Origin of the sequence: Hydrogenophaga sp. PBL-H3 (assembly GCF_010104355.1) — a bacterium.
GTDB lineage: Bacteria > Pseudomonadota > Gammaproteobacteria > Burkholderiales > Burkholderiaceae_C > Hydrogenophaga.
Map to the genome: position 1 here is coordinate 2,410,279 of NZ_CP044972.1, position 25,875 is coordinate 2,436,153.

The 25,875-nt window shown below is 64.7% G+C and carries 26 protein-coding genes and 1 tRNA gene; 21 read left to right on the plus strand and 6 right to left on the minus strand.

Going from position 1 to position 25,875, the window contains the following annotated elements; all coding sequences use genetic code 11:
• Genes F9Z44_RS11220 through F9Z44_RS11230 form a run of 3 tightly spaced genes read left to right on the plus strand, consistent with a single transcriptional unit; the run spans position 1 to position 2,490 of the window.
• Positions 1–366 carry a sirohydrochlorin chelatase gene (locus F9Z44_RS11220; RefSeq protein ID WP_159608678.1) on the plus strand — a complete coding sequence of 122 codons (366 nt, stop codon included), beginning with the start codon at positions 1–3 and terminating at the stop codon, positions 364–366.
• Positions 363–1,307 carry a CysB family HTH-type transcriptional regulator gene (locus tag F9Z44_RS11225; RefSeq protein WP_159606162.1) on the plus strand — a complete coding sequence of 315 codons (945 nt, stop codon included), beginning with the start codon at positions 363–365 and terminating at the stop codon, positions 1,305–1,307. Before F9Z44_RS11220 ends, F9Z44_RS11225 begins: the two co-directional genes overlap by 4 nt.
• A gap of 4 nt (positions 1,308–1,311) precedes the next feature.
• Positions 1,312–2,490, plus strand: coding sequence for a pyridoxal phosphate-dependent aminotransferase (locus F9Z44_RS11230; protein ID WP_159606164.1), 1,179 nt, complete (start codon positions 1,312–1,314; stop codon positions 2,488–2,490).
• A gap of 1 nt (position 2,491) precedes the next feature.
• Here the strand turns inward: F9Z44_RS11230 and F9Z44_RS11235 are convergent, their stop codons facing one another.
• Positions 2,492–3,208, minus strand: a complete 717-nt coding sequence (locus F9Z44_RS11235) for a (2Fe-2S)-binding protein (RefSeq protein WP_159606166.1) — start codon at positions 3,206–3,208, stop codon at positions 2,492–2,494.
• A gap of 270 nt (positions 3,209–3,478) precedes the next feature.
• Between F9Z44_RS11235 and F9Z44_RS11240 the strand changes: the two genes are divergently transcribed.
• Entirely contained in the window at positions 3,479–4,435 is a 957-nt protein-coding gene (locus tag F9Z44_RS11240) for a FecR domain-containing protein (protein WP_159606168.1), read from the plus strand.
• An 85-nt stretch (positions 4,436–4,520) separates the two neighbouring features.
• Here F9Z44_RS11240 and hrpA read toward each other — a convergent pair whose 3' ends face one another.
• Positions 4,521–8,435, minus strand: coding sequence for an ATP-dependent RNA helicase HrpA (gene hrpA, locus F9Z44_RS11245; RefSeq protein WP_159606170.1), 3,915 nt, complete (start codon positions 8,433–8,435; stop codon positions 4,521–4,523).
• 39 nt (positions 8,436–8,474) lie between these two features.
• Here hrpA and argA point away from each other — a divergent pair, with 39 nt between their 5' ends.
• Entirely contained in the window at positions 8,475–9,815 is a 1,341-nt protein-coding gene (gene argA, locus F9Z44_RS11250; protein ID WP_159606172.1) for an amino-acid N-acetyltransferase, read from the plus strand.
• A gap of 18 nt (positions 9,816–9,833) precedes the next feature.
• Here the strand turns inward: argA and F9Z44_RS11255 are convergent, their stop codons facing one another.
• Positions 9,834–10,355, minus strand: coding sequence for a disulfide bond formation protein B (locus F9Z44_RS11255; RefSeq protein ID WP_236574344.1), 522 nt, complete (start codon positions 10,353–10,355; stop codon positions 9,834–9,836).
• A 54-nt stretch (positions 10,356–10,409) separates the two neighbouring features.
• Positions 10,410–11,183: a ferredoxin--NADP reductase gene (locus F9Z44_RS11260; RefSeq protein WP_159606174.1), complete on the minus strand. Its 774-nt coding sequence runs from the start codon at positions 11,181–11,183 to the stop codon at positions 10,410–10,412.
• Positions 11,184–11,244: 61 nt separating this feature from the next.
• Between F9Z44_RS11260 and F9Z44_RS11265 the strand changes: the two genes are divergently transcribed.
• The 3 genes from F9Z44_RS11265 to F9Z44_RS11275 are packed head-to-tail and all read left to right on the plus strand — an operon-like array spanning position 11,245 to position 12,927.
• On the plus strand, positions 11,245–11,409 hold the full coding sequence (locus tag F9Z44_RS11265) for a hypothetical protein (protein WP_159606176.1): 165 nt from the start codon (positions 11,245–11,247) through the stop codon (positions 11,407–11,409).
• A gap of 19 nt (positions 11,410–11,428) precedes the next feature.
• Positions 11,429–11,704: an oxidative damage protection protein gene (locus F9Z44_RS11270; RefSeq protein WP_159606178.1), complete on the plus strand. Its 276-nt coding sequence runs from the start codon at positions 11,429–11,431 to the stop codon at positions 11,702–11,704.
• Between the two features lie 17 nt (positions 11,705–11,721).
• Complete coding sequence (locus tag F9Z44_RS11275) at positions 11,722–12,927, plus strand: FAD-dependent oxidoreductase (RefSeq protein ID WP_159606180.1); 1,206 nt, start codon at positions 11,722–11,724, stop codon at positions 12,925–12,927.
• On the opposite strand, the gene F9Z44_RS11280 is transcribed toward F9Z44_RS11275, so the two are convergent.
• Positions 12,914–13,714, minus strand: a complete 801-nt coding sequence (locus F9Z44_RS11280) for a hypothetical protein (RefSeq protein ID WP_159606182.1) — start codon at positions 13,712–13,714, stop codon at positions 12,914–12,916. The two genes, F9Z44_RS11275 and F9Z44_RS11280, sit on opposite strands and share 14 nt — an antisense overlap.
• A 163-nt stretch (positions 13,715–13,877) precedes the next feature.
• On the opposite strand from F9Z44_RS11280, the gene F9Z44_RS11285 reads away from it, so the two are divergent.
• From F9Z44_RS11285 to F9Z44_RS11345, 13 genes are all read left to right on the plus strand, one after another.
• Positions 13,878–14,669, plus strand: coding sequence for a sulfite exporter TauE/SafE family protein (locus F9Z44_RS11285; protein ID WP_159606184.1), 792 nt, complete (start codon positions 13,878–13,880; stop codon positions 14,667–14,669).
• A 32-nt stretch (positions 14,670–14,701) separates the two neighbouring features.
• Positions 14,702–16,477, plus strand: a complete 1,776-nt coding sequence (locus tag F9Z44_RS11290; protein WP_159606186.1) for a nitrite/sulfite reductase — start codon at positions 14,702–14,704, stop codon at positions 16,475–16,477.
• Between the two features lie 11 nt (positions 16,478–16,488).
• Positions 16,489–16,878 (plus strand): DUF934 domain-containing protein, encoded by a 390-nt coding sequence (locus F9Z44_RS11295; RefSeq protein WP_159606188.1) that lies wholly within the window; start codon positions 16,489–16,491, stop codon positions 16,876–16,878.
• A gap of 11 nt (positions 16,879–16,889) precedes the next feature.
• Positions 16,890–17,651, plus strand: a complete 762-nt coding sequence (locus F9Z44_RS11300) for a phosphoadenylyl-sulfate reductase (protein ID WP_159606190.1) — start codon at positions 16,890–16,892, stop codon at positions 17,649–17,651.
• Positions 17,648–18,607 carry a sulfate adenylyltransferase subunit CysD gene (cysD, locus tag F9Z44_RS11305; protein WP_159606192.1) on the plus strand — a complete coding sequence of 320 codons (960 nt, stop codon included), beginning with the start codon at positions 17,648–17,650 and terminating at the stop codon, positions 18,605–18,607. The genes F9Z44_RS11300 and cysD overlap by 4 nt, the downstream gene beginning before the upstream one ends.
• Positions 18,608–18,632: 25 nt before the next feature.
• Entirely contained in the window at positions 18,633–19,955 is a 1,323-nt protein-coding gene (locus F9Z44_RS11310; RefSeq protein ID WP_159606194.1) for a sulfate adenylyltransferase subunit 1, read from the plus strand.
• A 122-nt stretch (positions 19,956–20,077) separates the two neighbouring features.
• Entirely contained in the window at positions 20,078–20,407 is a 330-nt protein-coding gene (fdxA, locus tag F9Z44_RS11315) for a ferredoxin FdxA (protein ID WP_159606196.1), read from the plus strand.
• Between the two features lie 5 nt (positions 20,408–20,412).
• Positions 20,413–21,513 (plus strand): NAD(P)/FAD-dependent oxidoreductase, encoded by a 1,101-nt coding sequence (locus tag F9Z44_RS11320; protein WP_159606198.1) that lies wholly within the window; start codon positions 20,413–20,415, stop codon positions 21,511–21,513.
• A 72-nt stretch (positions 21,514–21,585) separates the two neighbouring features.
• Positions 21,586–21,661 (plus strand) — tRNA-Asn (locus F9Z44_RS11325).
• Between the two features lie 109 nt (positions 21,662–21,770).
• Complete coding sequence (locus F9Z44_RS11330) at positions 21,771–22,076, plus strand: VanZ family protein (protein WP_236574346.1); 306 nt, start codon at positions 21,771–21,773, stop codon at positions 22,074–22,076.
• Between the two features lie 21 nt (positions 22,077–22,097).
• The gene (gene aat, locus F9Z44_RS11335) at positions 22,098–22,868 is read left to right on the plus strand and encodes a leucyl/phenylalanyl-tRNA--protein transferase (protein WP_159606200.1); all 771 of its coding nucleotides are present in this window, start codon (positions 22,098–22,100) and stop codon (positions 22,866–22,868) included.
• Positions 22,865–23,602 carry an arginyltransferase gene (locus tag F9Z44_RS11340; protein ID WP_159606202.1) on the plus strand — a complete coding sequence of 246 codons (738 nt, stop codon included), beginning with the start codon at positions 22,865–22,867 and terminating at the stop codon, positions 23,600–23,602. The genes aat and F9Z44_RS11340 overlap by 4 nt, the downstream gene beginning before the upstream one ends.
• An 88-nt stretch (positions 23,603–23,690) precedes the next feature.
• Positions 23,691–24,488, plus strand: coding sequence for an IclR family transcriptional regulator (locus F9Z44_RS11345; RefSeq protein WP_159606204.1), 798 nt, complete (start codon positions 23,691–23,693; stop codon positions 24,486–24,488).
• A gap of 64 nt (positions 24,489–24,552) precedes the next feature.
• Here F9Z44_RS11345 and F9Z44_RS11350 read toward each other — a convergent pair whose 3' ends face one another.
• Entirely contained in the window at positions 24,553–25,731 is a 1,179-nt protein-coding gene (locus tag F9Z44_RS11350) for a serine hydrolase (RefSeq protein ID WP_159606206.1), read from the minus strand.
• Positions 25,732–25,875 lie beyond the last annotated feature (144 nt).

Consider the following 25,875-nt stretch of genomic DNA (forward strand, 5'->3'; position numbering starts at 1 on the left):
ATGCTCGGTGTGATCGTGTTTGCCCATGGGTCGCGCGACCCGTTGTGGCGCCTGCCGGTGGAGTCGGTGGCGCAGCAGATCGCGCGCAACGACCCCGCTGCCGCCGTGTCGTGCGCCTACCTGGAACTTTGTGAACCCGACATGGCCACTGCCGTGAACCAGATGGTCACGGCCGGCGCCACGCACGTGCGGGTGCTGCCGCTGTTTTTCGGCATGGGCAAGCACGCGCGCGAAGACCTGCCAGTGCTCATGAAAGACCTGGCCGAGAGCCACCCCCAGGTGCGTTTCGAGCAGTTGCCCGCTGCGGGAGAAGACCCACGCCTGACCGCACTGCTCGCGCAGATCGCATTGGAAACTGCCCCATGAATTTGCACCAGTTCCGCTTCGTGCAGGAAGCCGTGCGCCGCAACCTCAACCTGACCGAGGCCGCCAAGGCACTGCACACCTCTCAGCCCGGGGTGTCCAAGGCCATCATCGAGCTCGAAGACGAGCTGGGCATTGAAATTTTCGCGCGCCACGGCAAACGCATCAAACGCGTTACCGAGCCCGGCGTGCAGGTGCTCAAGAGCATCGAGATCATCCTGCGCGAGGTCAACAACCTCAAGCGCATCGGCGAGCAGTATTCGGCCCAGGACAGTGGCACGCTGTCCATTGCCACCACGCACACCCAGGCCCGCTATGTGCTGCCCGGACCGGTGGCCGCCTTGCGCCAGGCCTACCCCAAGGTCGGCATCAGCCTGCACCAGGGCTCGCCCGACCAGGTGGCCAAGATGCTGATGGAAGAAGTCGCCGAAATCGGCATGGCCACCGAATCTCTGGTGAACTACCCCGAACTCGTCACCTTGCCCTGCTACGAGTGGCAGCACGTCCTGGTGTTGCCGTTCGACCACCCGCTGCTGGAGCGCGAGCGCATCACGCACGAAGACCTGGCCCATGTGCCCCTGATCACCTACCACCCCAGCTACACCGGCCGCACCCGCATCGACCAGGCCTTCGCGCTGCGCCACCTGCAGCCCAACATTGTTCTGGAAGCGATCGACTCCGACGTGATCAAGACGTATGTGAAGCTGGGCATGGGCGTGGGCATCGTGGCCGAGATGGCCATGGCGGGCGACAACCAGACGCCCGACCTGGTGTCCCGCCCTGCAGCCGACCTGTTTGGCCACAACCTGGCGCGTGTGGCCTTCAAGCGCGGCACCTACCTGCGCCACTTCGTGCTGCGATTTGCCGAGCTGCTCAGCGAGCGCCTCACGCGCGACCAGATCATGCGCGCCATGAGCGGCACCCCCGATGACTACGAACTGTGACTTCATGAGCCTCCATCCTCCCCGCACACCGCTCCTTCAATCTCGCCTGCCCAACGTCGGCACGACCATCTTCACCGTCATGTCGGCCCTGGCGGCCGAGCACAAGGCTGTGAATCTGGGACAAGGGTTTCCGGACTTCGATTGCGACCCTGCATTGGTCGACGCCGTCACAAAAGCCATGCAGGCTGGCCACAACCAGTACCCGCCCATGCCGGGCGTGCCCGCGCTGCGCCAGGCCATGGCCGACAAGATGCTCGCGCTCTACGGCCTGCGCTGCGACCCGGGCACCGAGATCACCGTGACCGCCGGCGCCACGCAAGCCATCCTCACCGCCCTGCTGGCCGTGGTGCATCCTGGCGACGAGGTCATCGTGCTGGAGCCTTGCTACGACAGCTACGTGCCCAACATCGAACTGGCCGGCGGTGTGCCGGTGCGCGTGCCGCTGACGCCGGGCACCTTCCGCCCCGATTTCGACCGCATAGCCGCTGCCATGACGCCGCGCACGCGCGCCATCCTGATCAACAGCCCACACAACCCCAGCGGGACCGTGTGGAGCGCGGCCGACATGCAGCGCCTGCAGGACCTGCTGGCCCCCACTGACGTGCTGCTGATCAGCGACGAGGTCTACGAACACATGGTGTTTGACGGCCAGCAGCATCAGAGCGCCGCGCGCTTCCCGGGCTTGGCTGCGCGCGCTTTCATCGTCAGCAGCTTCGGCAAGACCTATCACGTGACTGGCTGGAAGGTGGGCACCGTGGTGGCGCCCGCCGCGCTCACCGCCGAGTTTCGCAAGGTGCACCAGTTCAACGTATTCACGGTGAACACACCCATGCAGCACGCGCTGGCTGCCTACATGGCCAACCCCGCGCCCTACCTCGAATTGAGCGCGTTCTACCAGCGCAAGCGCGACCTGTTCTGCGAAGGCCTGGCCAACACCCGCTTTCGCATGCTCGCGGGTGAAGGCACCTACTTTCAGTGCGTTGACATCTCCGGCCTGGCCGTGCCGGAGCGCGACCTCCCTGACGGTGACTTCTGCCAGTGGCTCACACGCGAGATCGGCGTCGCCGCAATTCCGCTCTCGGCCTTCTATGGCAACGGCTTCGACCAGCGCGTGGTTCGCTTTTGCTTCGCCAAGAAGGACGACACCCTGCGCGAAGCGCTGAAACGGCTCGCCAGACTCTGAGTCAGCAACGGACCGCGTTGCGGCAGTAGCGGTCGAGTTCGCGCACGGTGCTCTGCCGTGCCACCGCCTGCTTCGCATTCGGCCCCACCTCCAGGCTCAGCTTCATCTCGTACTTCTTGAAGAAGTCGTCAAACAGCTCACCCCCCAGCGTGCCCGTGGCGGTGAGCTGGTCGGTCTTGGCATCGTGCTCGATCAGCACCGCGCACAACGGCTGCTCGGCCGGGCCATTGAGCACCAGCGCACCACGCGCCGGGTCGTACTGGCTGTGGTCGGCGCAGCAGTGGATCAGATCGCTGCCCTTGCTCGGCGTCTGCGGATTCACCGCCGCGCCCTTGCGAAAGCTGATGAAGCTCAGTTCTTTGGTCGGATACACCAGCTTGTGCGCGCAGATGGCGGAGAACGCCACCAGGCTGCGCTGCTGACCGACACCCCCGGGCCATTGGTAGGTCTGCTTCTCGCGCGTGACAAGCTGGGTGGCTGTGGCTGCCTTGCCCAGGTCGAGCAGGAACACGGGCGTGGCCTCGAACGGGTAGTGGAAAACGTAGTTGGTCTGCGTCCGCAGGCCGGCGGCCTTGAGCGGCTGGCCCAGTTCGTCAACCAGCAACACCCGGCCATAGCTGCGAGGCCTGGCCTCGGCAGCCCATGCATGGCCCGCCAGCGTGGCCGCCAGCGACCCCGCGCCCCATGCACAAGCTTCCCCGAATTCACGACGATCCATATGAAGACCCCGGTGCAGTGAAACGACGACCACAGGCGTGGCATGGTGGACAGTGAAACGCATCGCCAGACGTCATGTCAACCAGCGCGGACATCTCCCACCTCAAACAAGGGACAAGCCGGCTTTACACGGAGTCGCTGCGGCCCGCGACTTTTTTCACGGAAATGCGTCACTGCCGGGCTATTTGATTGATCGCTGCATCCGATACAAAGCTGGCCGCGTAGTTACCGTACGGGGTATCCAGTTTTTGACTTTTGAGGAAGCGCTTTCATGTTGCCCATCAATGCTTTTCAGATCGCCGTGGCCCGACCTTCAACGATCTTCGTTCGTCATGCGTTGGGCATGTTGCTGCTGGGAGCCGGCCTCTGGGCTGGTCAGGGCGTCGCCCGCGCGGCGACCACCAGCACAGTGATCGAAGCCGTGCAATTGCCCGCTTGGGTCGAGCACAACGGACAGCGTCGCCCGGCCGAGCCTGGCGTGCAACTGGTCGACAACGACAAGGCGATCACCGCCGGGCAAGCCCGCATGCTGCTGCGCATGTCCGACCGCAGTGTGATCAAGCTCGGCGAGCAAACCGAATTCCAGATCGAGTCCATGGCTGTGCGCAAATCGCAAGCGGCAGGTCCATCGGAACTCTCCGCCACCCTGCGCCTGGTCACCGGCGTGTTTCGGTATGCCACCGACTACACCAGCAAGGCCCTGGGCAACAAGCGCGACATCAACCTGAAGATGGCCACCGCCACCGTGGGCATTCGCGGCACCGATTTCTGGAGCATGACCGACGCTGCCCACGACGCCGTGTGCATGTTCGAGGGCAAGGTCGAGGTCATGCGCGATGCCAAGCCCGGCATCATGTTGGAGAAGCCCGGTGCGTTCTGGGTTGTGTTTACAGGTGCGGAAGAAAAACCCGCTGGTCAGGCCACGCCGGATCAACTGGCCAAGTTCATTGGCCAGGCCGAGATGCAGCCCGGCAAAGGCATCCTGTTGCAAGGCGGCCGCTGGCGCACGGTGGCGGGCTTCATGCCCAGCGGAGCCCAGGCCAATGCGCTGCGCACCAGCCTGCAGACCGCAGGCTATCCCGCCGAGGTGGTGGTCAAGGATGGCCGCTTCGAGGTCCGCATCAACCAGTTCGCTACCCGCGAAGACGCGGAAGCTGTGTTGAAACAACTGCAAGCCAACACCGCGCTGGGCGTGACCGAGGGACGCGTAGCGCTGGCCACACGTTGATCCAGCGGCCGCCGCGCAGGGCCGCCCCAAGCAAGGCCAGCCCCCATGGGGGGCAGCGACCCGCGCAGCGGCGGAGCGTGGGGGCTCAAAGCTGGAGCTGAGCCCAGGCCTTGTCCAGCCGTTTCACGCTCACCGGCTGCGGCGTGCGCAACTCCTGGGCGAAGAAGCTCACCCGCAGCTCCTCCAGCAGCCAGCGCAGTTCCTGCAGCCGGCCGTCCTGCACGCCCTTGCGCTCGGCCACCAGACGCCAGAAGCGCTGGTCTTGCGGGCGCAGCTCGGCCAGCCTGGAAGCGTCGCGTGCCGGGTCGGCACGCAGCTTGTCCAGCCGCAACTGCACCGCCTTCAGGTAGCGCGGCAGGTGCTGCAGCTGGGCGTAAGGCGTTTGCAACAGGAAACGCTTGGGCACCAGCCGGGCCAGTTGCTGGCCCACATCGGTGGCCACGTCGGTCGGTGGCTTGCTGTCCTTGAGCTTGCGCGCGGCGGCCGAGTATTCGGTGAGGATGGCACCAGCGCTGCGCGCGATCTCGCTGGCGATCAACGTGAGGCGCCCTCGTCCCTCATCCACGCGCTGCTTGAAAGCCCCTTCGCTGGCGGGCAGCGGCTCGGCGAGAAAGGCGCGGTCCAGCGCGAGTTCGAGGATCTGCGTGCGCAGCTCTTCCAGCGTGCCGCCCCCACCCGACTCCTTGCCCACCTGCATGTAGGCCGCAGCCATGGCCTGCAGGCCGGGCAGGTTTTTCTCCAGGTACTTCACGGCATCGCGGATCTGCAACGCGCACAGCCGACGCAGTCCTTCGCGGTGCCGGGCCTTCGCCACGTCGGGCTCGTCGAACACTTCCAGGCGCACCGCGTCACCGTCGTCAATCAGCGCCGGAAACCCGATCAGTGATTGCTGGCCCTTGCGGATCTCCATCAGCTCGGGCAGTTCGCCGAAGTCCCAGGTTGTGTGGCGCTGTGCCGCGCTCACCGCAGGCGTGGTGGACGCTGCCTTGCCAGTCGCTTTGACCACCGGCGCAGTGGGCCGCTGCTCTTGAGCGGGCGCGGCCGGTCGCAGGCTGTCCAGCTTGATGGAGGCCAGCGCCTGGAAGGCACCGCGCGCCTGGCTGCCCAACTCGGCCTTCAGCGCCGCCAGGCTGCGGCCCTGACCCAGCTGGCGACCGTGTTCGTCCACCACGCGCAGGTGCATGAAATGGTGCGGGCTGAGCATGTCGATCTTGATGTCGTTGCGCTGGATGTCGAGCTGCGTGGCCTCGCGCACCAGCTTCAGCAGCGCGTCCATCAGGTTGCCGGCGCCGAACGCCGCCGGCTCGCACAAGGCCTGCGCAAAGCGTTCGGCCGTGGCCGGCAGTGGCACCAGGCGCGAGCGTGGGCGCTGGTGCAGCGTCTTGAGCAGCGCCAGCAGCTTGTCCTTGAGCATGCCGGGCACCAGCCAGTCGCAGCGGTCGTCGCTGGCCTGGTTCAATGCAAAGATCGGCAGCGTGACCGACAGGCCATCGCGCGGATCGCCCGGAACGTGCAGGTAGTCGCAGGCGCAGTCCACACCGCCCAGGCGCAGCGTTTTGGGGAAGGCCTGCGTGGTGATGCCGGCCGCCTCATGGCGCATGAGCTCCTCACGCGTGAGCAACAACAGCGTGGGCGTGCGACGCACCTCGTCCTGGTACCAGCGCTCGAAAGTGGCGCCGTTGCAGATGTGCGCGGGCAATTGCTGGTCGTAGAAGGCGTAGATGAGCTCGTCGTCCACCAGCACGTCCTGGCGACGCGACTTGTGCTCCAGCTCGGCCACCTGTTTCACCAGTTTCTGGTTGGCGGCCAGAAACGGCAGGCGCGTCTCCCAGTCACCGGCCACCAGTGCTTCGCGGATGAAGATGGCGCGCGCGCCCACCGGGTCCACGCGGCCGTAGTCGGTGCGGCGGTTGTTGTAGACCACCAGGCCGTAGAGCGTGGCGCGCTCCAGCGCCGTCACCTGCGCCGACTTCTTTTCCCAATGCGGATCGAGCAACTGCTTCTTGAGCAGGTGCGATCCCACCTGCTCCAGCCACAGGGGCTCGATGCCGGCGATGCCGCGGCCAAACAGGCGCGTGGTTTCCACCAGCTCGGCGCAAACGATCCAGCGCCCGGGCTTCTTGCTGAGGTTGGCGCCCGGGTGGCGGTAGAACTTGATGCCGCGCGCGCCCAGGTACCAGTCTTCGGTCTCGCTCTTCTGGCCCACGTTGCCCAGCAGGCCGGCCAGCATGGCCAGGTGCAATTGTTCGTAGCTCGCGGGCTGCGTGTTGATCTGCCACTTGTGTTCGGCCACCACGGTGTGCAGCTGGGTGTGGATGTCGCGCCATTCGCGCACGCGCCGCACGTTCACGAAGTTCTCGCGCAGCAGGTTCTCGTACTGGCGGTGGCTGAGCTTGTGGTCCTTGCCGTGGCCGCCCTTGGTGTCTTCCAGCCATTTCCAGAGCTTGAGCGTGCCGCTGAACTCGCTTTTCTCGTCGTCGAATTTGGCGTGCGCCTGGTCGGCCTGGGCCTGTTTGTCGAGTGGTCGGTCGCGCACGTCCTGCACAGAGAGCGCCGAAGCGATCACCATCACCTCGTCGAGCGCACCGCGCTGCTGCGCCTCCAGGATCATGCGGCCCACGCGCGGGTCCAGCGGCAGGCGGGAGAGCGTCTGGCCAATCGGCGTGAGCTCGTTGTCGTCGTCCACCGCGCCGAGCTCGGCCAGCAGCTGGTAGCCGTCGACGATGGCGCGCTTCTGCGGCGCTTCGATGAAGGCGAAATCTTCGACCGCGCCCAGGCGCAACGCCTTCATGCGAAGGATCACGCCCGCCAGCGAGCTGCGCAGGATCTCGGGGTCGGTGAACTTCGGGCGGGCGTTGAAACCGGCCTCGTCGTAGAGGCGGATGCAGATGCCGTCGGCCACGCGGCCGCAGCGCCCGGCGCGCTGGTTGGCCGCGGCCTGGCTGATCGGCTCCACCATGAGCTGCTCCACCTTCTGGCGGAAGCTGTAGCGCTTCACGCGCGCGGTGCCCACATCGATCACGTTGCGGATGCCGGGCACGGTGAGCGAGGTCTCGGCCACGTTGGTCGAGAGCACAATGCGCCGCCCGCCGTGGTCCTGGAAGATGCGGTCCTGCTCGGCTTGCGAGAGCCGCGCGAACAAGGGCAGCACCTCGGCGTTGCGCAGCGTGGGAATGTGGCTGAGGTGCTTGCGCAGGTGGTCGGCCGCCTCGCGGATTTCGCGCTCACCCGGTAGAAAAACCAGGATGTCGCCGCCTTGGGCGCCACGCCAGAGTTCGTCCACCGCATCGGTGATGGCGCTGTTCAGGTCGTAGTCGCGGCTTTCCTCGAACGGACGCCAGCGCACTTCCACTGGAAAGGTGCGGCCCGACACCATCAGCACCGGGGCTGGTCCTCGTTTGGAAGCGAAGTACTGCGCGAAGCGGTCGGCATCGATGGTGGCCGAAGTCACCACCACCTTGAGGTCGGGCCGGCGCGGCAGCAACTGGCGCAGGTAGCCGAGTAGAAAGTCGATGTTCAGGCTGCGCTCGTGCGCCTCGTCGATGATGATGGTGTCGTAGGCGCGCAGGTCGGGGTCGGTCTGCGTCTCGGCCAGCAAGATGCCGTCGGTCATCAGCTTGACGGAAGCATCCTTGGAGAGCCGGTCCTGGAAACGCACCTTGAAACCGACCACGTCGCCCAGCGGCGTTTTCAGTTCTTCGGCAATGCGCTTGGCCACGCTGGAGGCCGCGATGCGGCGCGGCTGCGTGTGGCCGATGAGCTGGCCTCTTTGTCCGGGTTTTGCGTTGATTCGACCCCGCCCCATGGCGAGCGCGATCTTGGGGATCTGCGTGGTCTTGCCCGAGCCGGTTTCACCGCAGACGATGACAACCTGGTGGTCGCGCATCGCCGCCTCGATCTCGTGGCGGCGGGCCGAGACGGGCAGCGTCTCCGGAAATTCGATGTGCAGCGGTGTGGAAGACAAGTGGGGAACTTCGGTCAAAATCGGGCAGCCGGCCATTATCCGCGCCCGGCCCACCGCCTGCCCGCCACCCCATCCATGTCCACCGTCTTCAACTTCACCTTCGTCCCCTGGTTCCGCTCGGTCGCGCCCTACATCCACAAGCACCGCGGCAACACGCTGGTGGTGGGCATCGCGGGCGAGGCCATCGCGGCCGGCAAGCTGGAGAAGCTGGCGCAGGACCTCGCGCTCATCCAGAGCATGGGCGTGGAGATCGTGCTGGTGCACGGATTCCGCCCGCAGGTGAACGAGCAATTGCGCCTGAAGGGGCACGAAGCCCGGTATTCGCACGGCATGCGCATCACCGACGAGGTGGCGCTGGACTGCGCGCAGGAAGCCGCCGGCCAGCTGCGCTACGAGATCGAAGCCGCTTTCAGCCAGGGCCTGCCCAACACGCCCATGGCCGGTGCCACGGTGCGTGTGATCTCGGGCAACTTCATCACTGCGCGCCCCGTGGGCCTGATGGACGGCGTGGACTTCCTGCATTCGGGCCTGGTGCGCAAGATCGACACCGAGGGCATCCAGCGCACGCTCGACATGGGCGCCATGGTGCTGCTGTCGCCTTTCGGCTTCTCGCCCACCGGCGAGGCCTTCAACCTGACCATGGAAGATGTGGCGACCTCGGTGGCCATTGCGCTGCAGGCCGACAAGCTGATGTTCCTGACCGAGGTACCCGGCCTGCGCACCGACCTGTCCGACCCCGAGAGCGACATCGACACCGAGATTCCACTGGCCGACGCCAAGAAGCTGCTCGCCGGCCTGCCCGCGCCGACCCAACCGACCGACCCGGCCTTCTACCTGCAGCACTGCATCCGCGCCTGCGAAGGCGGCGTGGAGCGCAGCCACATCCTGCCGTTCGCGGTGGACGGCGCGCTGCTGCTGGAGATCTACACCCACGATGGTTTCGGCACCATGGTGGTGGACGAAAAGCTGGAGAGCGTGCGCGAGGCCACCATGGACGACGTGAGCGGCATCGTGGCGCTGATCGAGCCGTTCGAGAAGGACGGCACGCTGGTCAAACGCGACCGCACCGAGATCGAGCGGGACGCCGGCAACTACACCATCATCGAACACGACGGCGTGATCTTCGGCTGCGCGGCGCTCTACCCCTACCCCGAAGCGCGCACCGGAGAAATGGCGGCACTCACCGTGTCACCCGACACGCAGAGCCAAGGCGATGGCGAGCGGCTGCTCAAGCGCATCGAGGCGCGTGCCAAGTCGCAAGGGTTGCAGAGCATCTTTGTGCTGACCACGCGCACCATGCACTGGTTCATCAAGCGTGGATTCGTTCAGGTAAGTGCCGACTGGCTGCCAGAAGCCCGCAAGCGCAAGTACAACTGGGACCGCAAGAGCCAGGTGCTGGTGAAGAAGCTGAGCTGAGTGCCCAGCCCGTGGCCGTCAGGCGGGGGTGCGTTTGAGCCAGAGCACAGCGGCGGCCAGGGTGATCGCGGTGAAGCTGACGAACGACCAGTTCGCGATCGACAGCCCCAGGAACGTCCAGTCGATCACCGAACAGTCGCCGCTGCCACGGAAGATCATGGGGATCGCGCGGCGCAGCGGGAACGACTCGATCATTCCGAAGAAGTCGCGCCCGCAACTCATGACCTCGGGCGGGTACCACTGCAGCCAGCTCTGGCGCGCAGCCACGCCGGCACCGAACACGGCAAAGACCGCCATCACGCCCACGCCGCTCCAAAAGGCCCTGCGGCCACGCAGAAAGGCCGTGATGCCGGCCACCAGCGCCACCGCGATCAGCGCATACCGCTGCACGATGCACATCGGGCACGGCTCCAGACCCACCACGTGCTGCAGGTACAGGCCGAAAGCCAGCATGCCGATGCACACCAGTGCGATCAGGCCCAGGATCTGGCGGGGGTTGCGCTCAAGGAACGAAGGGTGAACGGTCGGCAGGGTGGTGATCAAGGGTGGGCCTGTGGTTGAAAGGTGCTACCGAACAGAGCGCTCGCGGCGCGATCAAGTTCCTGCAAACGCACGCTCGATCACGAAAGCGCCTGGCCGGCTGGTGTTGCCTTCCTCGAAGCCCAGCTTTTCAGCCAGTGCCTTGAGGTCGCGCAGCATTTCGGGACTGCCGCAGATCATGATGCGGTCCTCCGCCGGGTTCAGCAGGGGAATGCCGAGATCCTTGGCGACCTTGCCCTCGGCCAGCAGTTGAGGAATGCGGCCCTGGTGCACGAACGGCTCACGCGTGACCGTGGGGTAATAGAGCAGCTTCTGCTGCACCATTTCACCCAGGAACTCGTCATGGCGGAGGGCCTCGCTGAGGTACTCGCGGTAGGCCAGTTCCTTGACCTGGCGCACGCCGTGGATCAGCACCACCTGTTCGTAACGCTCGTAGGTTTCCGGATCGCGGATGACGCTGAGGAACGGCGCCAGCCCGGTACCCGTGGCCAGCAGGTACAGGCGTTTGCCGGGCAGCAGGTAGTCGATCAACAAGGTGCCGGTGGGCTTGCGACCCACGACGATGGTGTCGCCCACCTGGATGTGCTGCAGCCGCGAGGTCAGCGGGCCGTCGGGCACCTTGATGCTCAGGAACTCGAGGTGGTCTGCGTAATTGGGGCTGACGATGCTGTAGGCGCGCAGCAGCGGCTTGCCATCAACGCGCAGGCCGATCATGGTGAAGTGACCGTTGGAGAACCGCAGCGATGCGTCGCGCGTCGTGGTGAAACTGAACAGCCGGTCGGTCCAATGGTGAACGCTGAGCACGCGTTCTTCCTGAAATGCACTCATGAGGGGTCCTGTGAAGGCGAAGGTGTCTATTGTAAAAAGGCATCGTGGCAACAAGACCACCATGGAATTGCGCACCACAGATCATGCGGACTGCGGCCCTGATGACTTTGCGGTCGATCAAAGGTTGCTACAGTCGCCCTCTGCCGCACGAAGCCCGCATCATGCCGGCCTTCGCAAGACACTGGAACGAATAAATTCTTCCATTCGTTATAACCAAATCATCTGATTCTTCCCGAGGACACCCCATGGCACGCACCGTCAACTGCATCAAGCTCGGCAAAGAAGCCGAAGGCCTGGACTTTCCACCCTACCCTGGCGAGCTGGGCAAGCGCATCTATGAAGGCGTGAGCAAGGAAGCCTGGGCGGCCTGGCTCAAGCACCAGACCATGCTGCTGAACGAAAACCGCCTGAACCTGGCCGATGCGCGCGCGCGCCAGTACCTCGCCCGCCAGATGGAAAAGCACTTCTTCGGCGAAGGCGCTGACGCCGCCGCCGGCTATGTGCCGCCTCCCTCGGCCTGATCCGCACCCAACAGCCCGTGTCTGACTCGCGGCGCCATGCCCTGGTGATTGGCGCTGGCCTGGCTGGCGCGGCCGCCTGTTCGACACTGGCCCGCCGTGGGTGGCGCATCACCCTGCTCGACGCGGCGGACGGTCCTGCCGGTGGCGCATCAAGCCTGCCGGTGGGCATGCTCAGCCCCCACGTCACACGCTCACCCACGCCGCTGTCGCGCCTGTCGGCGCTGGGCGTGGCCGACACGCTGGCCGAGTTGCGGCGTCTCGTACCCGAAGGCGCGGGATGGCAAACCTGTGAGGTCGACAACCTGGCCCACGATCCTGGCCGTTGGCCAGCTGCGCTGGTGCGGCCTTCCGCACTGGTGCAAGCCTGGCTGAACGAGGCGACGGGCCTTGGCGCTCTGACCTGTATCTGGAAGGCACATGTCGACCGGCTGGAACCGAAGAAGGGTGTTGACCCGTCTGGTCCCGGGGTTTGGCAGGCCTGCGACGCACGAGGCAGGCCACTGGCCCAAGCACCGGTGGTGGTGCTCGCGGCGGCGCTCGGCAGCTTTAATTTGCTCACGGGCGCTTCCGGTCAGCTGTCGGGCACCGACCTGCCGCTGCGCCCGGTGCAGGGTCAGATGAGCCTGGCGGCGCTGGAAGGCCCCGCCCTGGCCGAGCGACCTCAACGCAACGACGGCGTGTTTGTACCCCGGTACCAGGACAGCGGCCTGCCACCTCTGTGGCCAGCCACCGTCTGGACCATGGGCTCTACCTATGAACGCGGCATGACGCACACCCACGTGAGCCTTGAGGCCCACGAACGGAATGCCCGAAGCCTGCACGCCATCCACCCGGCAGCCGCGGACCGTCTGCGAACCGACCTGGCCGAGGGTCGGTTGATGGGTTGGGCGCAGGTGCGCTGCGCCTCCCTCGACCGGCTCCCCTTGGTGGGCGCCGCGCCCGACACCGCCGCGCTGAGCGAACTTATGGCCGCAGGGCGGGGGCAACGCGATCGTGTCCAGTTGGCCGATGTTCCTCGCTGGCAGGGACTCCATTTACTCTGCGCCATGGGCTCGCGGGGCCTCACGCTGGCCCATTGGTGCGCGGAACAGCTGGCCATTCAGCTGGAGGGTGTGCCTGCGCTGGTGGAGTCCGATCTCATGGGCGCACTCGACCCGGCTCGCTTTGCGCTCAGGAATGTCCGCCGTCGGGGTTCCGCCCAGGAACGGACTACAGCAGGTTGAGCCAGACCGAGATTTCGGGCGGCTGAATCGGACGCGCCAGCAGCGCCGAAATTCCCGCGCGCTGGGCGTTGCGCCGCACCCGGCGTCGGCTCCACCAACCGGCCAAAGGGCCCGCCAGCTCGCTGGTGGCCAGCGTCAGGGCCTTGGGGTTGTGCTCGGCAAACAGGCGCATCAACAACCAGACATCCAGCTGCGGATCGTCCAGGCTGAAGACGCCGCAGACGTATGCGTTGCGGGCAATGATGGAGACAGCGGCTTCGGTGGTGGTCACCTCGTCCACCTGCGCCACGCCCGCCAGTGCCAGGCGGGTGCGCAGGTAGGTGCGCTCTTGTTCGTCAGCACCCGCCACCAGGGCACGGCGCAAGCCGATGACGTCTTCGCCAAAGGCCAGGTCGAGCGGTGCGGGTGCCGTCACATCCAGATCGAGCAAGCCGGAATCGGCCTGCTTGGCGGCATAAACCGCGTCCAGGTCGTGCAGGACGGCCGCCCAGTCAATGGGCCGGTCCATGACCCGCCACGCGTGCTCCGGCGCATCTTTGCCCACCCAGATCAGGCGTTGCCCCGTCGGCATTTCCTTGGCGTGCGACAACACCGCCTCGGCACTTGCACCATCCACCAGCGCCACCTCAGACACGCCCCTGGGCGCAGCCACGCCTGGCGCGGTCAAGGGAGCGTAGGGTGCGTACGACAGGTCTCTGGACTGGGAGAGGCGAAAGACGGTGTTCAAAGCGTGGCGCTCCACGTCGGAAAAACCCACCACGCTGACCAGAACTCGCTGTTGTTGCATGAGGCCATGTTACGTCAGCGCCCCTTCGCAGCCCGGCGCGCGCGTCGGTCCAACGGAGGCGGCGTGCGATGCCACACGCCCCGCCTTCTATATTCAACTGAGGCATACCCCCATAAAGAAAAAATCGTTTGGGATATAAGCCCGACTCCGTACAGTCGCGCCCATGCCTGACATCGCCATCATCCTTGCCGGATTCGCCGTGGGACTCATCGTGGGTCTCACCGGTGTGGGCGGCGGCTCGCTCATGACGCCGATTCTGATTTTTTTCTTCGGCGTCAAACCCTACCTGGCGGTTGGCACCGACCTGCTGTTCGCGGCCTTCACCAAAATGGGCGGCACCATCAGCCTGGCGCGCCAGAAGCTGGTGCCGTGGCGCGTGGTGGGGCAACTCTGCGCGGGCAGCATCCCGGCCGCGCTGATCACCCTGGGCGCCCTGCACCAGTTGGGCCCAGCCAGCCCGCTCGTGCAGTCGCTCATGACCAACACCCTGGGCGTGGCCCTGCTGCTCACCGCTGCAGCCATGCTCTACAAGGCCGCTCGCGGCAAGCAGTTGCCCCGAACACTGGCTGCCGGTCAATTGGAAACCGCGACGCACGCGCGCCACTGGAGCCTGCCCGTGCTGTTCGGCGCGGTGATCGGCACGCTGGTCACGCTCACCTCGGTCGGTGCCGGTGCCATTGGCGTGTCGGTGCTGCTGCTCCTGTTCCCGCTGCTGCCGTTGCCACGCATCGTGGCTGCCGACATTGCATACGCCGTGCCGCTCACGTTGGTCGCCGGCCTGGGTCACGCCAGCATGGGCTCGGTCGACTGGCCGCTGCTGGGCAAGCTGCTCGCAGGCTCGCTGCCCGGCATCTGGCTGGGCACACGCCTGATGCGTCACACGCCTGAGCGCCTGGTGCGTTCCGCGCTTTCTGTGCTGCTGGCCTACGCCGGCCTGAAATTGATCGCCCTCTGATTCCCACTGTCCACGAAGACGACGTACCCACGATGTACCAATATTCCGACTTTGATCGCCAGTTCGTGCAATTGCGCGCCGACCAATACCGCGACCAGCTCACCCGCTGGCAGGCCGGCACCCTGGGCGGCGACGAGTTCAAGCCGCTGCGACTGCAAAACGGCTGGTACGTGCAGCGCTTTGCACCCATGCTGCGCGTGGCTGTGCCCTACGGCGAAATCAACAGCGCCCAGCTCAAGGTGCTCGCAACGATAGCCCGCGACTTCGACCACAAGGAAGACCACGACGTCTCCAACGCCAATGCCGGTTTGAGCGAGGTACCCACCCTGCCCGACCGCTGCGGCCACTTCACCACGCGCCAGAACGTGCAATACAACTGGATCCCGCTGGCGCGCTCGGCCGATGTGATGGACTTGCTGGCCAGCGTGAACCTTCACGGCATCCAGACCAGCGGCAACTGCATCCGCAACATCACCACCGATGCACTGGCTGGCATTGCGGTCGACGAGGTCGCCGATCCGCGGCCTTTCGCCGAAATCATGCGCCAGTGGAGCACGCTGCACCCCGAGTTCGCCTTCCTTCCACGCAAGTTCAAGGTCGCCATCACCGGCGCGCGCGAAGACCGTGCCGCCACCGCCTGGCACGACGTGGGCCTGCGCCTGCTGCGCAACGTGGACGGCGAACTGGGCTTCCAGGTGCGTGTGGGCGGCGGCATGGGCCGCACGCCCATCATCGGCAGCGTGGTCCGCGAGTTCCTGCCCTGGAACCAGATCCTCAACTACCTTGAAGCCGTGGTGCGTGCCTACAACCGTTTCGGCCGCCGCGACAACATGTACAAGGCCCGCATCAAGATCCTGGTGAAGGCCGAGGGCCAGGCCTTCACCGACCAGGTGGAAGCCGAGTACCGCGACATCCTCGAGAAGGATGGCGCGCCGCACACCATCAGCCAGGCCGAACTCGACCGCGTCAGCGCCTTCTTCGTTCCGCCCGTTCTCAACTGCGATCGCAAGAGCGCCGACGCGAAGATTGCGCACATCCTCAAGGCCGCGGCCGAGGACGACATGGAGTTCAGCCGTTGGCTCACGCAAAACGTGAAGCCGCACCAGAACCCCGACCTGCGCGCCGTCACACTTTCATTCAAGCGCTTCGGACAAGCGCCTGGCGACGCTACGGCAGAACAGCTGGAGCGCGCGGCCGACCTGGCCGAACGCTTCTCGGCCGGCGAAGCCCGCGTGACGCACGAGCAGAACCTGCTGCTGCCCTGGGTGCGCTGCGACCAATTGCCCGAACTCTGGCGCGAAGCGCGCCGCCTGGGTCTGGCCAAGCCCAACATCGGCCTGCTGACCGACATGATCGCCTGCCCCGGCGGCGATTTCTGCGACCTCGCCAACGCGCGCTCATTGCCGCTGGCACAAGCCATTCTGGGCCGATACAAGGACCTCGACGAGCTGCACGACCTGGGCGAGATCGATCTGCACATCAGCGGTTGCATCAACAGCTGCGGTCATCACCACAGCGGCCACATCGGCATTCTGGGCGTCGACAAGGACGGCCAGGAGTGGTACCAGGTCACGCTCGGTGGCTCGGATGGCACGCGCCTGTCCGGCGAGTCCACCCCTGGCAAGGTGATCGGCCCCTCGTTTGCCGCCAGCGAAGTGCCCGACGTGATCGAAGCGCTGCTCGACACCTACCGCGCCCAGCGCGTCGACACCGAGACCTTCGTGGCCACGCTGCGCCGCACCGGCGCCGATCCGTTCAAGACCGCCGCCAACGCGGTGCGCACGAGCACCGCGCGCGCCACCGCCTGAGGACAGACACCATGAGCCACACCCTTCAACTCTTCAGTGCCGACACATTTGCGCCCACCGAGGCGCAGGCGCAACGCCTCACGCTGCCCAATGACGCCGATCCACGCGAGGCCGACCTCACCGGCATCAGCGTGATCGAACTGCACTTCCCCAAATTCAGCGATGGCCGCGCCTTCAGCCAGGCCTTCCTGCTGCATCGCCGCCTGGGCTTCTCAGGTCAGATTCGCGCCACCGGCGACGTGCTGATCGACCAGCTCGTGCAGATGCAGCGCAGTGGCTTCACACAGGCCGTGCTGCGCGCCGACCAGAACCTGGCCCACGGCCAGGCGCTGCTGGCGCACTACCCGGCCTTCTACCAGGGCGACGCGGTGCACATCGCCCCTCACTTTGTCGCTGCTTGAGGGTTGCCGTCATGAAAGCTCTCGACCTGTACAACAAGCCTTCCAGCGACTTTGCCGCCAAGGTGGAGCGCAGCATCGCGCTGCTGCGCGAAACCGCGGCGAGTCATCCCCGGCTGACCCAGGCGTCCAGCCTGGGGGCCGAAGACATGGTGGTCACCCACCTGATGCACCTGGCTGGCATTGACGCCAGCGTCTTCGTGCTGGAGACCGGCAAGCTGCACGCCGAGACGCTTGCCGTGATTCCGAAGATCGAGCAGCGCTACGGCATCAGCGTGCAGGTATTTCGCCCCAAGCAGGAATCGGTCATCCATTTCGTGCGAAAGAACGGCGAAGAGGCGATGTACCAGAGCATCGAGCTGCGCAAGGCCTGCTGCGACATCCGCAAGATGGAGCCGCTCGCGCGCGCCCTGGCTGGCCACGACGGCTGGATCACCGGCCTGCGCCGCGAGCAGTCCAACGCGCGTGCCGAGGTGGGTGAGGTCGTGCAGGAGCCCGGTCGAATCAAGGTGAGCCCCATCGTCGAATGGACCTGGGGCGACGTGTGGCATTTCATTGCCCTGCATCAGCTCGACACCAACGCACTGCACGACCAGTTCTACCCCAGCATCGGCTGCGCGCCCTGCACCCGTGCCATCAGTGTCGGCGAGGACTTCCGCGCCGGGCGCTGGTGGTGGGAACAGGAAAGCGCCAAGGAATGCGGCCTGCACGTGCAGCCTGCCGCTTCATCCCTTGTGCCTCCCCTCGTGTCCTCACTCGAACGGACCCCCTCATGAACGCCCGCACCGAAACCGCCGTGATCCAGACCGCCCTGCAACACGCCAGCGACCACCACCTGAGCAACGCCCACCTGGATGCGCTGGAAGAAGAAACCATCTTCATCTTGCGCGAGGTGGCTGCCGCCTTCGAGCGCCCCACGCTGCTGTTCTCCGGCGGCAAGGACTCGCTGGTCATGCTCAAGTGCGCCGAAAAGGCGTTTGGCGCGGGCCGCATCCCGTACCCGCTGCTGATGATCGACACCGGTCACAACTTCCCCGAAGTCACCGACTTCCGCGACCTGCGCGCGAAGGAACTGGGCGCCGAGCTGATCGTGCGCAGCGTTGAAGACTCGATGGCGCGCGGCACCGTGCGCCTGGCCCACGAGGGCGAGAGCCGCAACGTGCACCAGTCGGTCACGCTGCTCGAAGCCATTGACGAGTTCCGCTTTGACGCCCTGATCGGCGGTGCGCGCCGCGATGAGGAAAAGGCCCGCGCCAAAGAACGCATTTTTTCCCACCGCGACAGCTTCGGCCAGTGGCAGCCCAAGGCCCAGCGCCCCGAACTCTGGACGCTGTTCAACACCCGGCTGCAGCCCGGCGAGCACTTCCGCGTGTTCCCGATCAGCAACTGGACCGAGCTCGACGTGTGGCAGTACATCGCCCGCGAAAACATCGCGCTGCCCTCGATCTACTACACGCACCAGCGCGAAGTGGTCGACCGCCGCGGCCTGCTGGTGCCGGTGACCGAACTCACGCCACCGCGCGACGGCGAGACCGTGCAGTTGCGCGACGTGCGCTTTCGCACCGTGGGTGACATCACCTGCACCTGCCCGGTGGAGAGCCTGGCCGCCACCGCCGACGACATCGTGATCGAGACGCTGGCCGCCGAGGTCAGCGAACGCGGCGCCACGCGCATGGACGACAAGACCTCCGATGCCTCGATGGAAAAACGAAAAAAAGATGGCTATTTCTGAAGCCACGCCGACACAGGACAACGACATGACCACACTCGCCCCCCACGCCACCGCGCCGCAAACCGCCACCGGCCCCATCGACACGCGTTCGGCTCTGCGCCTCATCACCTGCGGCAGCGTGGACGACGGCAAGAGCACGCTGATCGGCCGCCTGCTGGTCGACAGCAAGGCCGTGCTGCAAGACCACCTGGCCGGCGTGCAGCGCCACGGTCAGACCGACCTCGCCCTGCTGACCGACGGCCTCTCGGCCGAGCGCGAGCAAGGCATCACCATCGACGTGGCCTACCGCTACTTCAGCACCGAAACGCGCAAATTCATCATTGGCGACGCGCCGGGCCATGAGCAGTACACGCGCAACATGGTGACAGCCGCATCGAGCGCCGACGCCGCCGTGGTGCTGGTCGACGCCACCAAGCTGGCCTGGGCCGACGCCGCGCTCAAGCTGCTGCCCCAGACCCGCCGCCACAGCCTGCTGCTCAAGCTGCTTCGCGTGCCCTCGGTGGTGTTCGCCATCAACAAGCTCGACGCGGTCGAAGACAGCGCCGTCGCGTTCGAGCACATCGGTGCCGCGCTGCGCGAATTCGCCGCACAAGCCGGTATTCCGGTCACGGCCGTGGTGCCGATCTCGGCGCTCAAGGGTTGGAACGTGGTCGACGCCAGCGAACAGACCGGCTGGTGCGGCTACAGCGGTCCCACGCTGCTGGAAATTCTGGAAGACCTGCCGGTGACGCCGACAGACAGCACACTGCCCTTCGCGTTTGCCGTGCAATGGGTTGAAAAATTCAGCAGCTCCGCCGACACCTCGCAAGGCCGCCGCATTTTCTGGGGTCGCGTGGCCACCGGTGGTGTGCAGGCCGGTCAGAGCGTGCGCATCATGCCCAATGGCCAGACCGCCGTCGTTGCGCAGGTGCTCAACCATGTGCGTCAACCACAGGCCGTGCTCGCCGGCCACAGCGCAGGCATCGTGCTCGACCGCGAAGTCGATGTCTCGCGAGGCGACTGGCTGCTTGCGGACGACGAAGGCGAGGCATTGAGTGGCAGCCGCGAAATCCGCGCCACCGTGGCCTGGCTCGACGACGAAACCCTGGTGCCCGGCCGCGTGTACTGGGCTCTTCATGGCCATCGCTGGGTCAAGGCCAAGATCAAGCGCATCGTGCACCGGCTCGACATCCACACCCTGGCCGAAGAGGACGCCAACCAGCTGGAACCCAATGCCATCGGCCACATCGAACTGGCGCTGCAGGAACCGCTGGCCACGCTGCCTTTTGCGCAATCGCGGGCCCTGGGTTCACTGGTGCTGGTGGACACCGCCAGCCACCGCACGGCCGGAGCGTTGCTGGTGCAATGAAGCCAGCGCGGGCCTTCTCTGGGCTCGCATCACCTTAACTTGTGTCACGGCAAGGGCCATGGCCCCGCCCCGCATTGCCGGAAACCCTAAAATCACGGCTTCCACCGATTCCCAAGACCACCATGACTCACGTTGTCACCGAAGCCTGTATCCGCTGCAAATACACCGATTGTGTGGACGTCTGCCCCGTGGACTGCTTCCGCGAAGGCCCCAACTTCCTCACCATCGATCCAGACGAATGCATCGACTGCGCGGTGTGCATTCCCGAATGCCCGGTGAGCGCGATCTACGCAGAAGAAGATTTGCCCAAGGACCAGTTGCACATGACCAAGCTCAACGCCGATCTGGCCCAACTGCCAGGCTGGAAGAGCATCACCAAGCGCAAGGCCCCCCTGGCCGACGCCGACGACTGGAAAGACCGCACCGGCAAACTGCCCGAGTTGCTGCGCTGAGCGGCATGGAGCCGGACCTGAACACGGCGATCGGGACCACCGCTGCTGTGCACGACGGGCTCATCGAAACCGACGCAGTCGTCATCGGAGCGGGCCCTGTCGGACTGTTTCAGGTGTTCGAGCTGGGCCTGCTGGAGATCAAGGCCCACGTGATCGATGCCCTGCCTTACCCGGGTGGACAGCCGGCCGAGCTCTACCCCGACAAGCCCATCTACGACATCCCGGCCATCCCGGTGTGCACGGGTCAGGAACTGGTCAACAACCTGCTAAAGCAGATTGAGCCCTTCGGCGCCACCTTTCACCTGGGTCAGGAAGTCGCCACAGTGCAGCAGCAGGACGACGGGCGCTTCTTCGTAGCCACCTCAAAAGGCACACGTTTCCAGACCAAGACGTTGTTTATCGCAGCCGGTGTCGGAGCGTTTCAGCCTCGCATGCTCAAGCTCGACGGACTCGATGCATTCGAAGGCCGACAAGTCTTCCACCGCTTCAACACTTCCGATGGGTTCGCGGGCAAGAACATCGTGATCGTGGGCGGCAATGATGCTGCGCTGGACTGGGCCACGAACTTTGCCGCACCGGGCCCGAACAAGGCCGCCAGTGTGACCCTGGTTCACCGGCGCGACGGGTTCCAGGCGAGTGCTGCGAGCATCGCACGCATGCGTGGATCTTGCGAGCGCCACGAGATGCTGTTCATGGTGGGACAACCCACGGGCTTCGAATCCCTTGACGATCGCCTAACGGCCGTGCAGATCACCGACCCGCAAGCCGTGACCCACACCGTGCCGCTCGACGCCTTGCTGGTCTTCCTCGGCCTCTCACCCAAACTCGGGCCCATCGCCGAATGGGGCCTGGACATCGAACGCAAGCAACTCGTGGTGGACACCGAAAAATTTTCCACCAGCGTGCGGGGCATCTTCGCCGTGGGTGACATCAACACCTATCCCGGCAAGAAGAAACTCATCCTCTCGGGCTTTCACGAGGCGACCCTCGCGGCCTTCGGCGCAGCCTCTTTCATCTTCCCCGACAAAACCGTGATGCTTCAATACACGACGACAAGCACCCAACTGCACAAGGTTCTTGGCGTGGCTCCACCCGCCATTGGCTGAACGCGACAAATATTCATCAAAATCTGCCTCGCGCCAGAAATCGAAAGATTCAACGCTATAATTTGAGGCTGTTCCCTGATAGCTCAGTCGGTAGAGCGACGGACTGTTAATCCGCAGGTCCCTGGTTCGAGTCCAGGTCGGGGAGCCACCCAACATCCACTCAAAGGCCTTCTTGCGAAGGCCTTTGTTGTTTCTGCATGCCACTGCCCACCATGACTTCCAGACTGATCAGGACAGCCTTCTGGTGCAGCGCCTTGGTGCTGGCCATCGCGTCTCTGGTTCCGGTGGATTTGTTGCCACAACAAGCCGCCTCGATCTGGGACAAAGGCCAGCATGCATTCGGGTTCGCCTGGTTGGCCCTGGTGGGCTTGCTGGCTTACGGCCGCAGGCCGTGGTCGGTGCTTGTGGGGCTGGTTGTGTACGGCGGCGTCATCGAGCTGATGCAAGCCGCCACCGGCTGGCGCTATGGCGAATGGCTCGATTTTTTAGCCGACGGCATCGGCATCTTGATCGGGGCAGTTCTGTGGATGGGTCTTCGGCGCCTGGCAACACCGCAGAGCTGAGGCCAGCCGCACAATAGCGGCATGTCACACGCTCCTCCCAACCGCGCCCTGCCCTGGCTGGAGCCCGGTCAACCGTTTCCACCCGTGGAAGCAGCGTGGGGCCCGAGCGACCCGGCGCCGGGCTTGCTGGCCGCCGGGGGGGTGCTTGATGTGCCCTCCCTCATTGCAGCCTACTCGCGCGGCATCTTCCCTTGGTTCAGCGCAGGACAACCCATTCTTTGGTGGAGCACCGATCCCCGCATGGTGCTGGAGACGCAGGCGTTCCGCTTGCACCGCTCGCTGCGCAAGACCATCCAGAAAATGCGCCTCGACGGCCGACTGGAGATCCGCTTCGATCACGGTTTCGAGCGCGTGATCCGGGCCTGTGCAAGCACGCCGCGCGACGGCCAGGATGGCACCTGGATTCTGCCGGCCATGGTGCAGGCGTACACCCGGCTGCACCACGCAGGCATCGCGCACAGTGTGGAGACCTGGATCGATGGCGAACTCGCTGGCGGCCTCTATTGCATCAACCTCGGTGGCATGGTCTATGGCGAGTCCATGTTCAGCCGACAAAGCGACGCCTCCAAGATCGCGCTCGTGGCACTGGTGGCCTTCTGCCGCGCCAAGGGCTTGCCTCTGATCGATTGTCAGCAGAACACGCCACACCTCGCCAGCCTCGGGGGGCAATTGATGCCACGGGCGGCATTCTGCCGACACGTCAGCGAGGCCATGTCACGCCCCGCACCAGAGTGGAAATTCCTGCCCATATACTGGCAAAAAGTCATCCCTGAACAACGTCGGCACGCGTGACACACCTCAAAGAACTCCCGCTACAAGCGCTGCAGTTTTACGCCACTGCGCCGTACCCGTGCAGCTACCTGCCCGGTCATCAGGCCCGGTCACAGGTGGCCACACCCAGCCACCTCATCCACAACGACGCCTATTCAGATCTGGTCACACACGGCTTTCGCCGCAGTGGCATGTTCACCTACCGTCCCTATTGCGATGGTTGTCAGGCCTGCGTACCGCTGCGTGTGCCCGTGGCCGACTTCAAGCCCAGCCGCAGCCAGCGTCGCTCCATGGCGCAGCATGGCCATTTGCAAAGCCGCGTGCTCAAGTTGTGTTTCGTGCCTGAGCACTACCAGCTCTACCTGCGCTACCAGAACAGCCGGCACGCGGGTGGCGGCATGGACCAAGACAGCATCGACCAGTACACGCAGTTCCTGCTGCAGAGTCGGGTCAACTCGCGTTTGATCGAATTCCACGAGCCCGGCACCAATGGGCAGCCTTCACGCCTGAAGATGGTGTCGATTGTCGATGTGCTCAATGACGGTCTGTCCGCGGTCTACACCTTCTACGAACCCGATGAGAAGGCCAGTTTTGGCACTTACAGCGTGCTGTGGCAGATTGAGCAGGCAAAGGCGCTGGACCTGCCCCACATCTATCTGGGCTACTGGATCGCCCAGAGCAGCAAGATGAGCTACAAGGCCAGTTTCCAGCCACACGAGCTGCTGCTTGATGGTCGCTGGGTTCCGGGTGGTTGAGAAAATATGTGTGTGGGGACCGGTGCCAAGCACACTGCACGGCACGACACCTGATTTCATCTCGTAAAATTTCGGTCACACTTGCGCCATGACCAAACGCTCAGACTCCATCCCCGCCACTCCCACGGTTCAGGTCATCGAACGCATGTTCAACCTGCTTGAAGTGCTTGCCTCCAAAGAAGAGCCGGTGTCGCTCAAAGAAATCAGCGAAAAGACCGGCCTGCATCCTTCCACGGCGCATCGCATTCTCAACGACCTCACCATCGGCCGTTTCGTCGATCGACCCGAAGCCGGCAGCTACCGTCTCGGCATGCGCCTTCTCGAGCTGGGCAATCTGGTCAAAGCGCGGCTGAGCGTACGAGACGCAGCCTTGCTGCCCATGCGCGAACTGCACAAGCAGATTCAACAACCAGTCAATTTGAGCGTGCGCCAAGGTGATGAGATCGTGTATGTCGAGCGGGCCTACAGCGAGCGCTCAGGGATGCAGGTGGTGCGCGCCATTGGTGGACGCGCGCCACTGCATCTCACGTCAGTGGGCAAGCTCTTTCTTGCCGATGACGAGCCACAACGCGTGCGCGCTTACGCCACACGCACCGGGTTGGCAGGAAACACACGCAACAGCCTGACGCAGCTGCCCAGCCTCGAACGTGAACTCGCCCAATGCCGCCAAGCCGGTGTGGCACGGGACAACGAAGAACTGGAGCTGGGCGTGCGCTGCATGGCTGCCGGTATCTATGACGACCAGAACAAACTGGTGGCCGGCCTGTCGATCTCCGCGCCGGCGGACCGCATTGACGAGAGCTGGCTTCCCAAACTCAGGACCACTGCGGCGGAGATATCGTCGGCCCTCGGTTGTTCACGGCCCGCAGGCACCACGGGACGCTGATCCTTCGGCATCAATAAAAACGGTCCTCAAGGGACCGTTTTTTGAACTCCGGGAGCAACTTGGCTCAACCTTGCGGTCGCGCTGCCATCGGGCGCGGCGTGTCCGCCTGCACCTCAACCCAACGCCGAACACGCTCTGCATCCTGCATGCGGCTCAGCTTGCCCGCGGAGTCCAGGAACACCATGATCAACTGGCGACCAGCCACCTTGGCCTGCATCACCAGGCAGCGGCCCGCTTCGGAGATGTAGCCCGTTTTTTGCAGACCGATCTCCCAATCGGGGTTCTTGATCAGACGATTGGAATTGTTGTAGTGCAGCGTACGGCGGCCCAATTCGATCTCATGGCCGGGCGATGTGGACAGACTGCGGAGGATGGGTCGCTCATAGGCCACCGACACCAGCGTGGCCAGATCGCGTGCACTGGACTGGTTCAGACTGGACAGCCCAGTGGGTTCGACGTAGCGCGTGTCGCTCATGCCCAGTTGCCTCGCCTTGTTGTTCATCAACCGGACGAACTCGCTCAAGCCGCCCGGATAGGTACGGCCGAGAGCATTCGCAGCTCGGTTTTCGCTGGACATGAGCGCCAGATGCATCATCTCGCCGCGAGACAGCGTGCTCCCCACGGCCAGCCGTGAACTGCTGCCCTTGTATGTGTCCACGTCGTCCTGGGTGATGGTGATCAGCTCGCTCATGTCCAGATTTGCATCGGCGATCACCAGACCTGTCATGAGTTTGGTCAAGGAGGCAATCGGCAGCACTGCCGCGTCATTCTTGCTGAACAGCACCTCGTTGGTTTCCTGATCGATCACCAACGCCACGCTGGAGTTGAGTTCCAGCCGATCGTCGCTGGCTCGCAGGCCCAGTTGCTCTCCCATGGACAGGCGAGCAGGTGCCACCACCCGCACAACGGCTGCCTTCACGGGTTTCCTGGCTTCGCTCTGAGCGGCCAACTGACGGGCCGTGGGCTTTTTGCCCGAGGCCAACTGGACTTTGACTCGGGAAGCCCCCTTTTTGGCAACGACGTCCCTCTTGGACTGGGCTGTTGCAAGCTTGCGCGTGGGAGCTTTGGCCGACACGGCCGTGCGCTTGATCGAGGCTTTGGCCAACGACGCTTTGGGGGTCTTGGAGACTTTGGCGGAAGTGGCGGCGGCGTTCACAGCCGTGGGCAAGGCACACACGCCCACCCACGCGGCCAACGTGGCTGCAAGGACCAGTTTTCGAATGCGAAAAACGCCTAGGCTCATGACTTCACTCCAGCAACAGAAATTGCGCTGGGGTGAAGTATAGGCAACAGGAAAAAAACTAGCAATATCAATTGCTTGGGAAACTCTCTTAAATGATCGGTAGAACAGGTGCTACTTTTGGTGTCATTTCCACAGATCAAAACA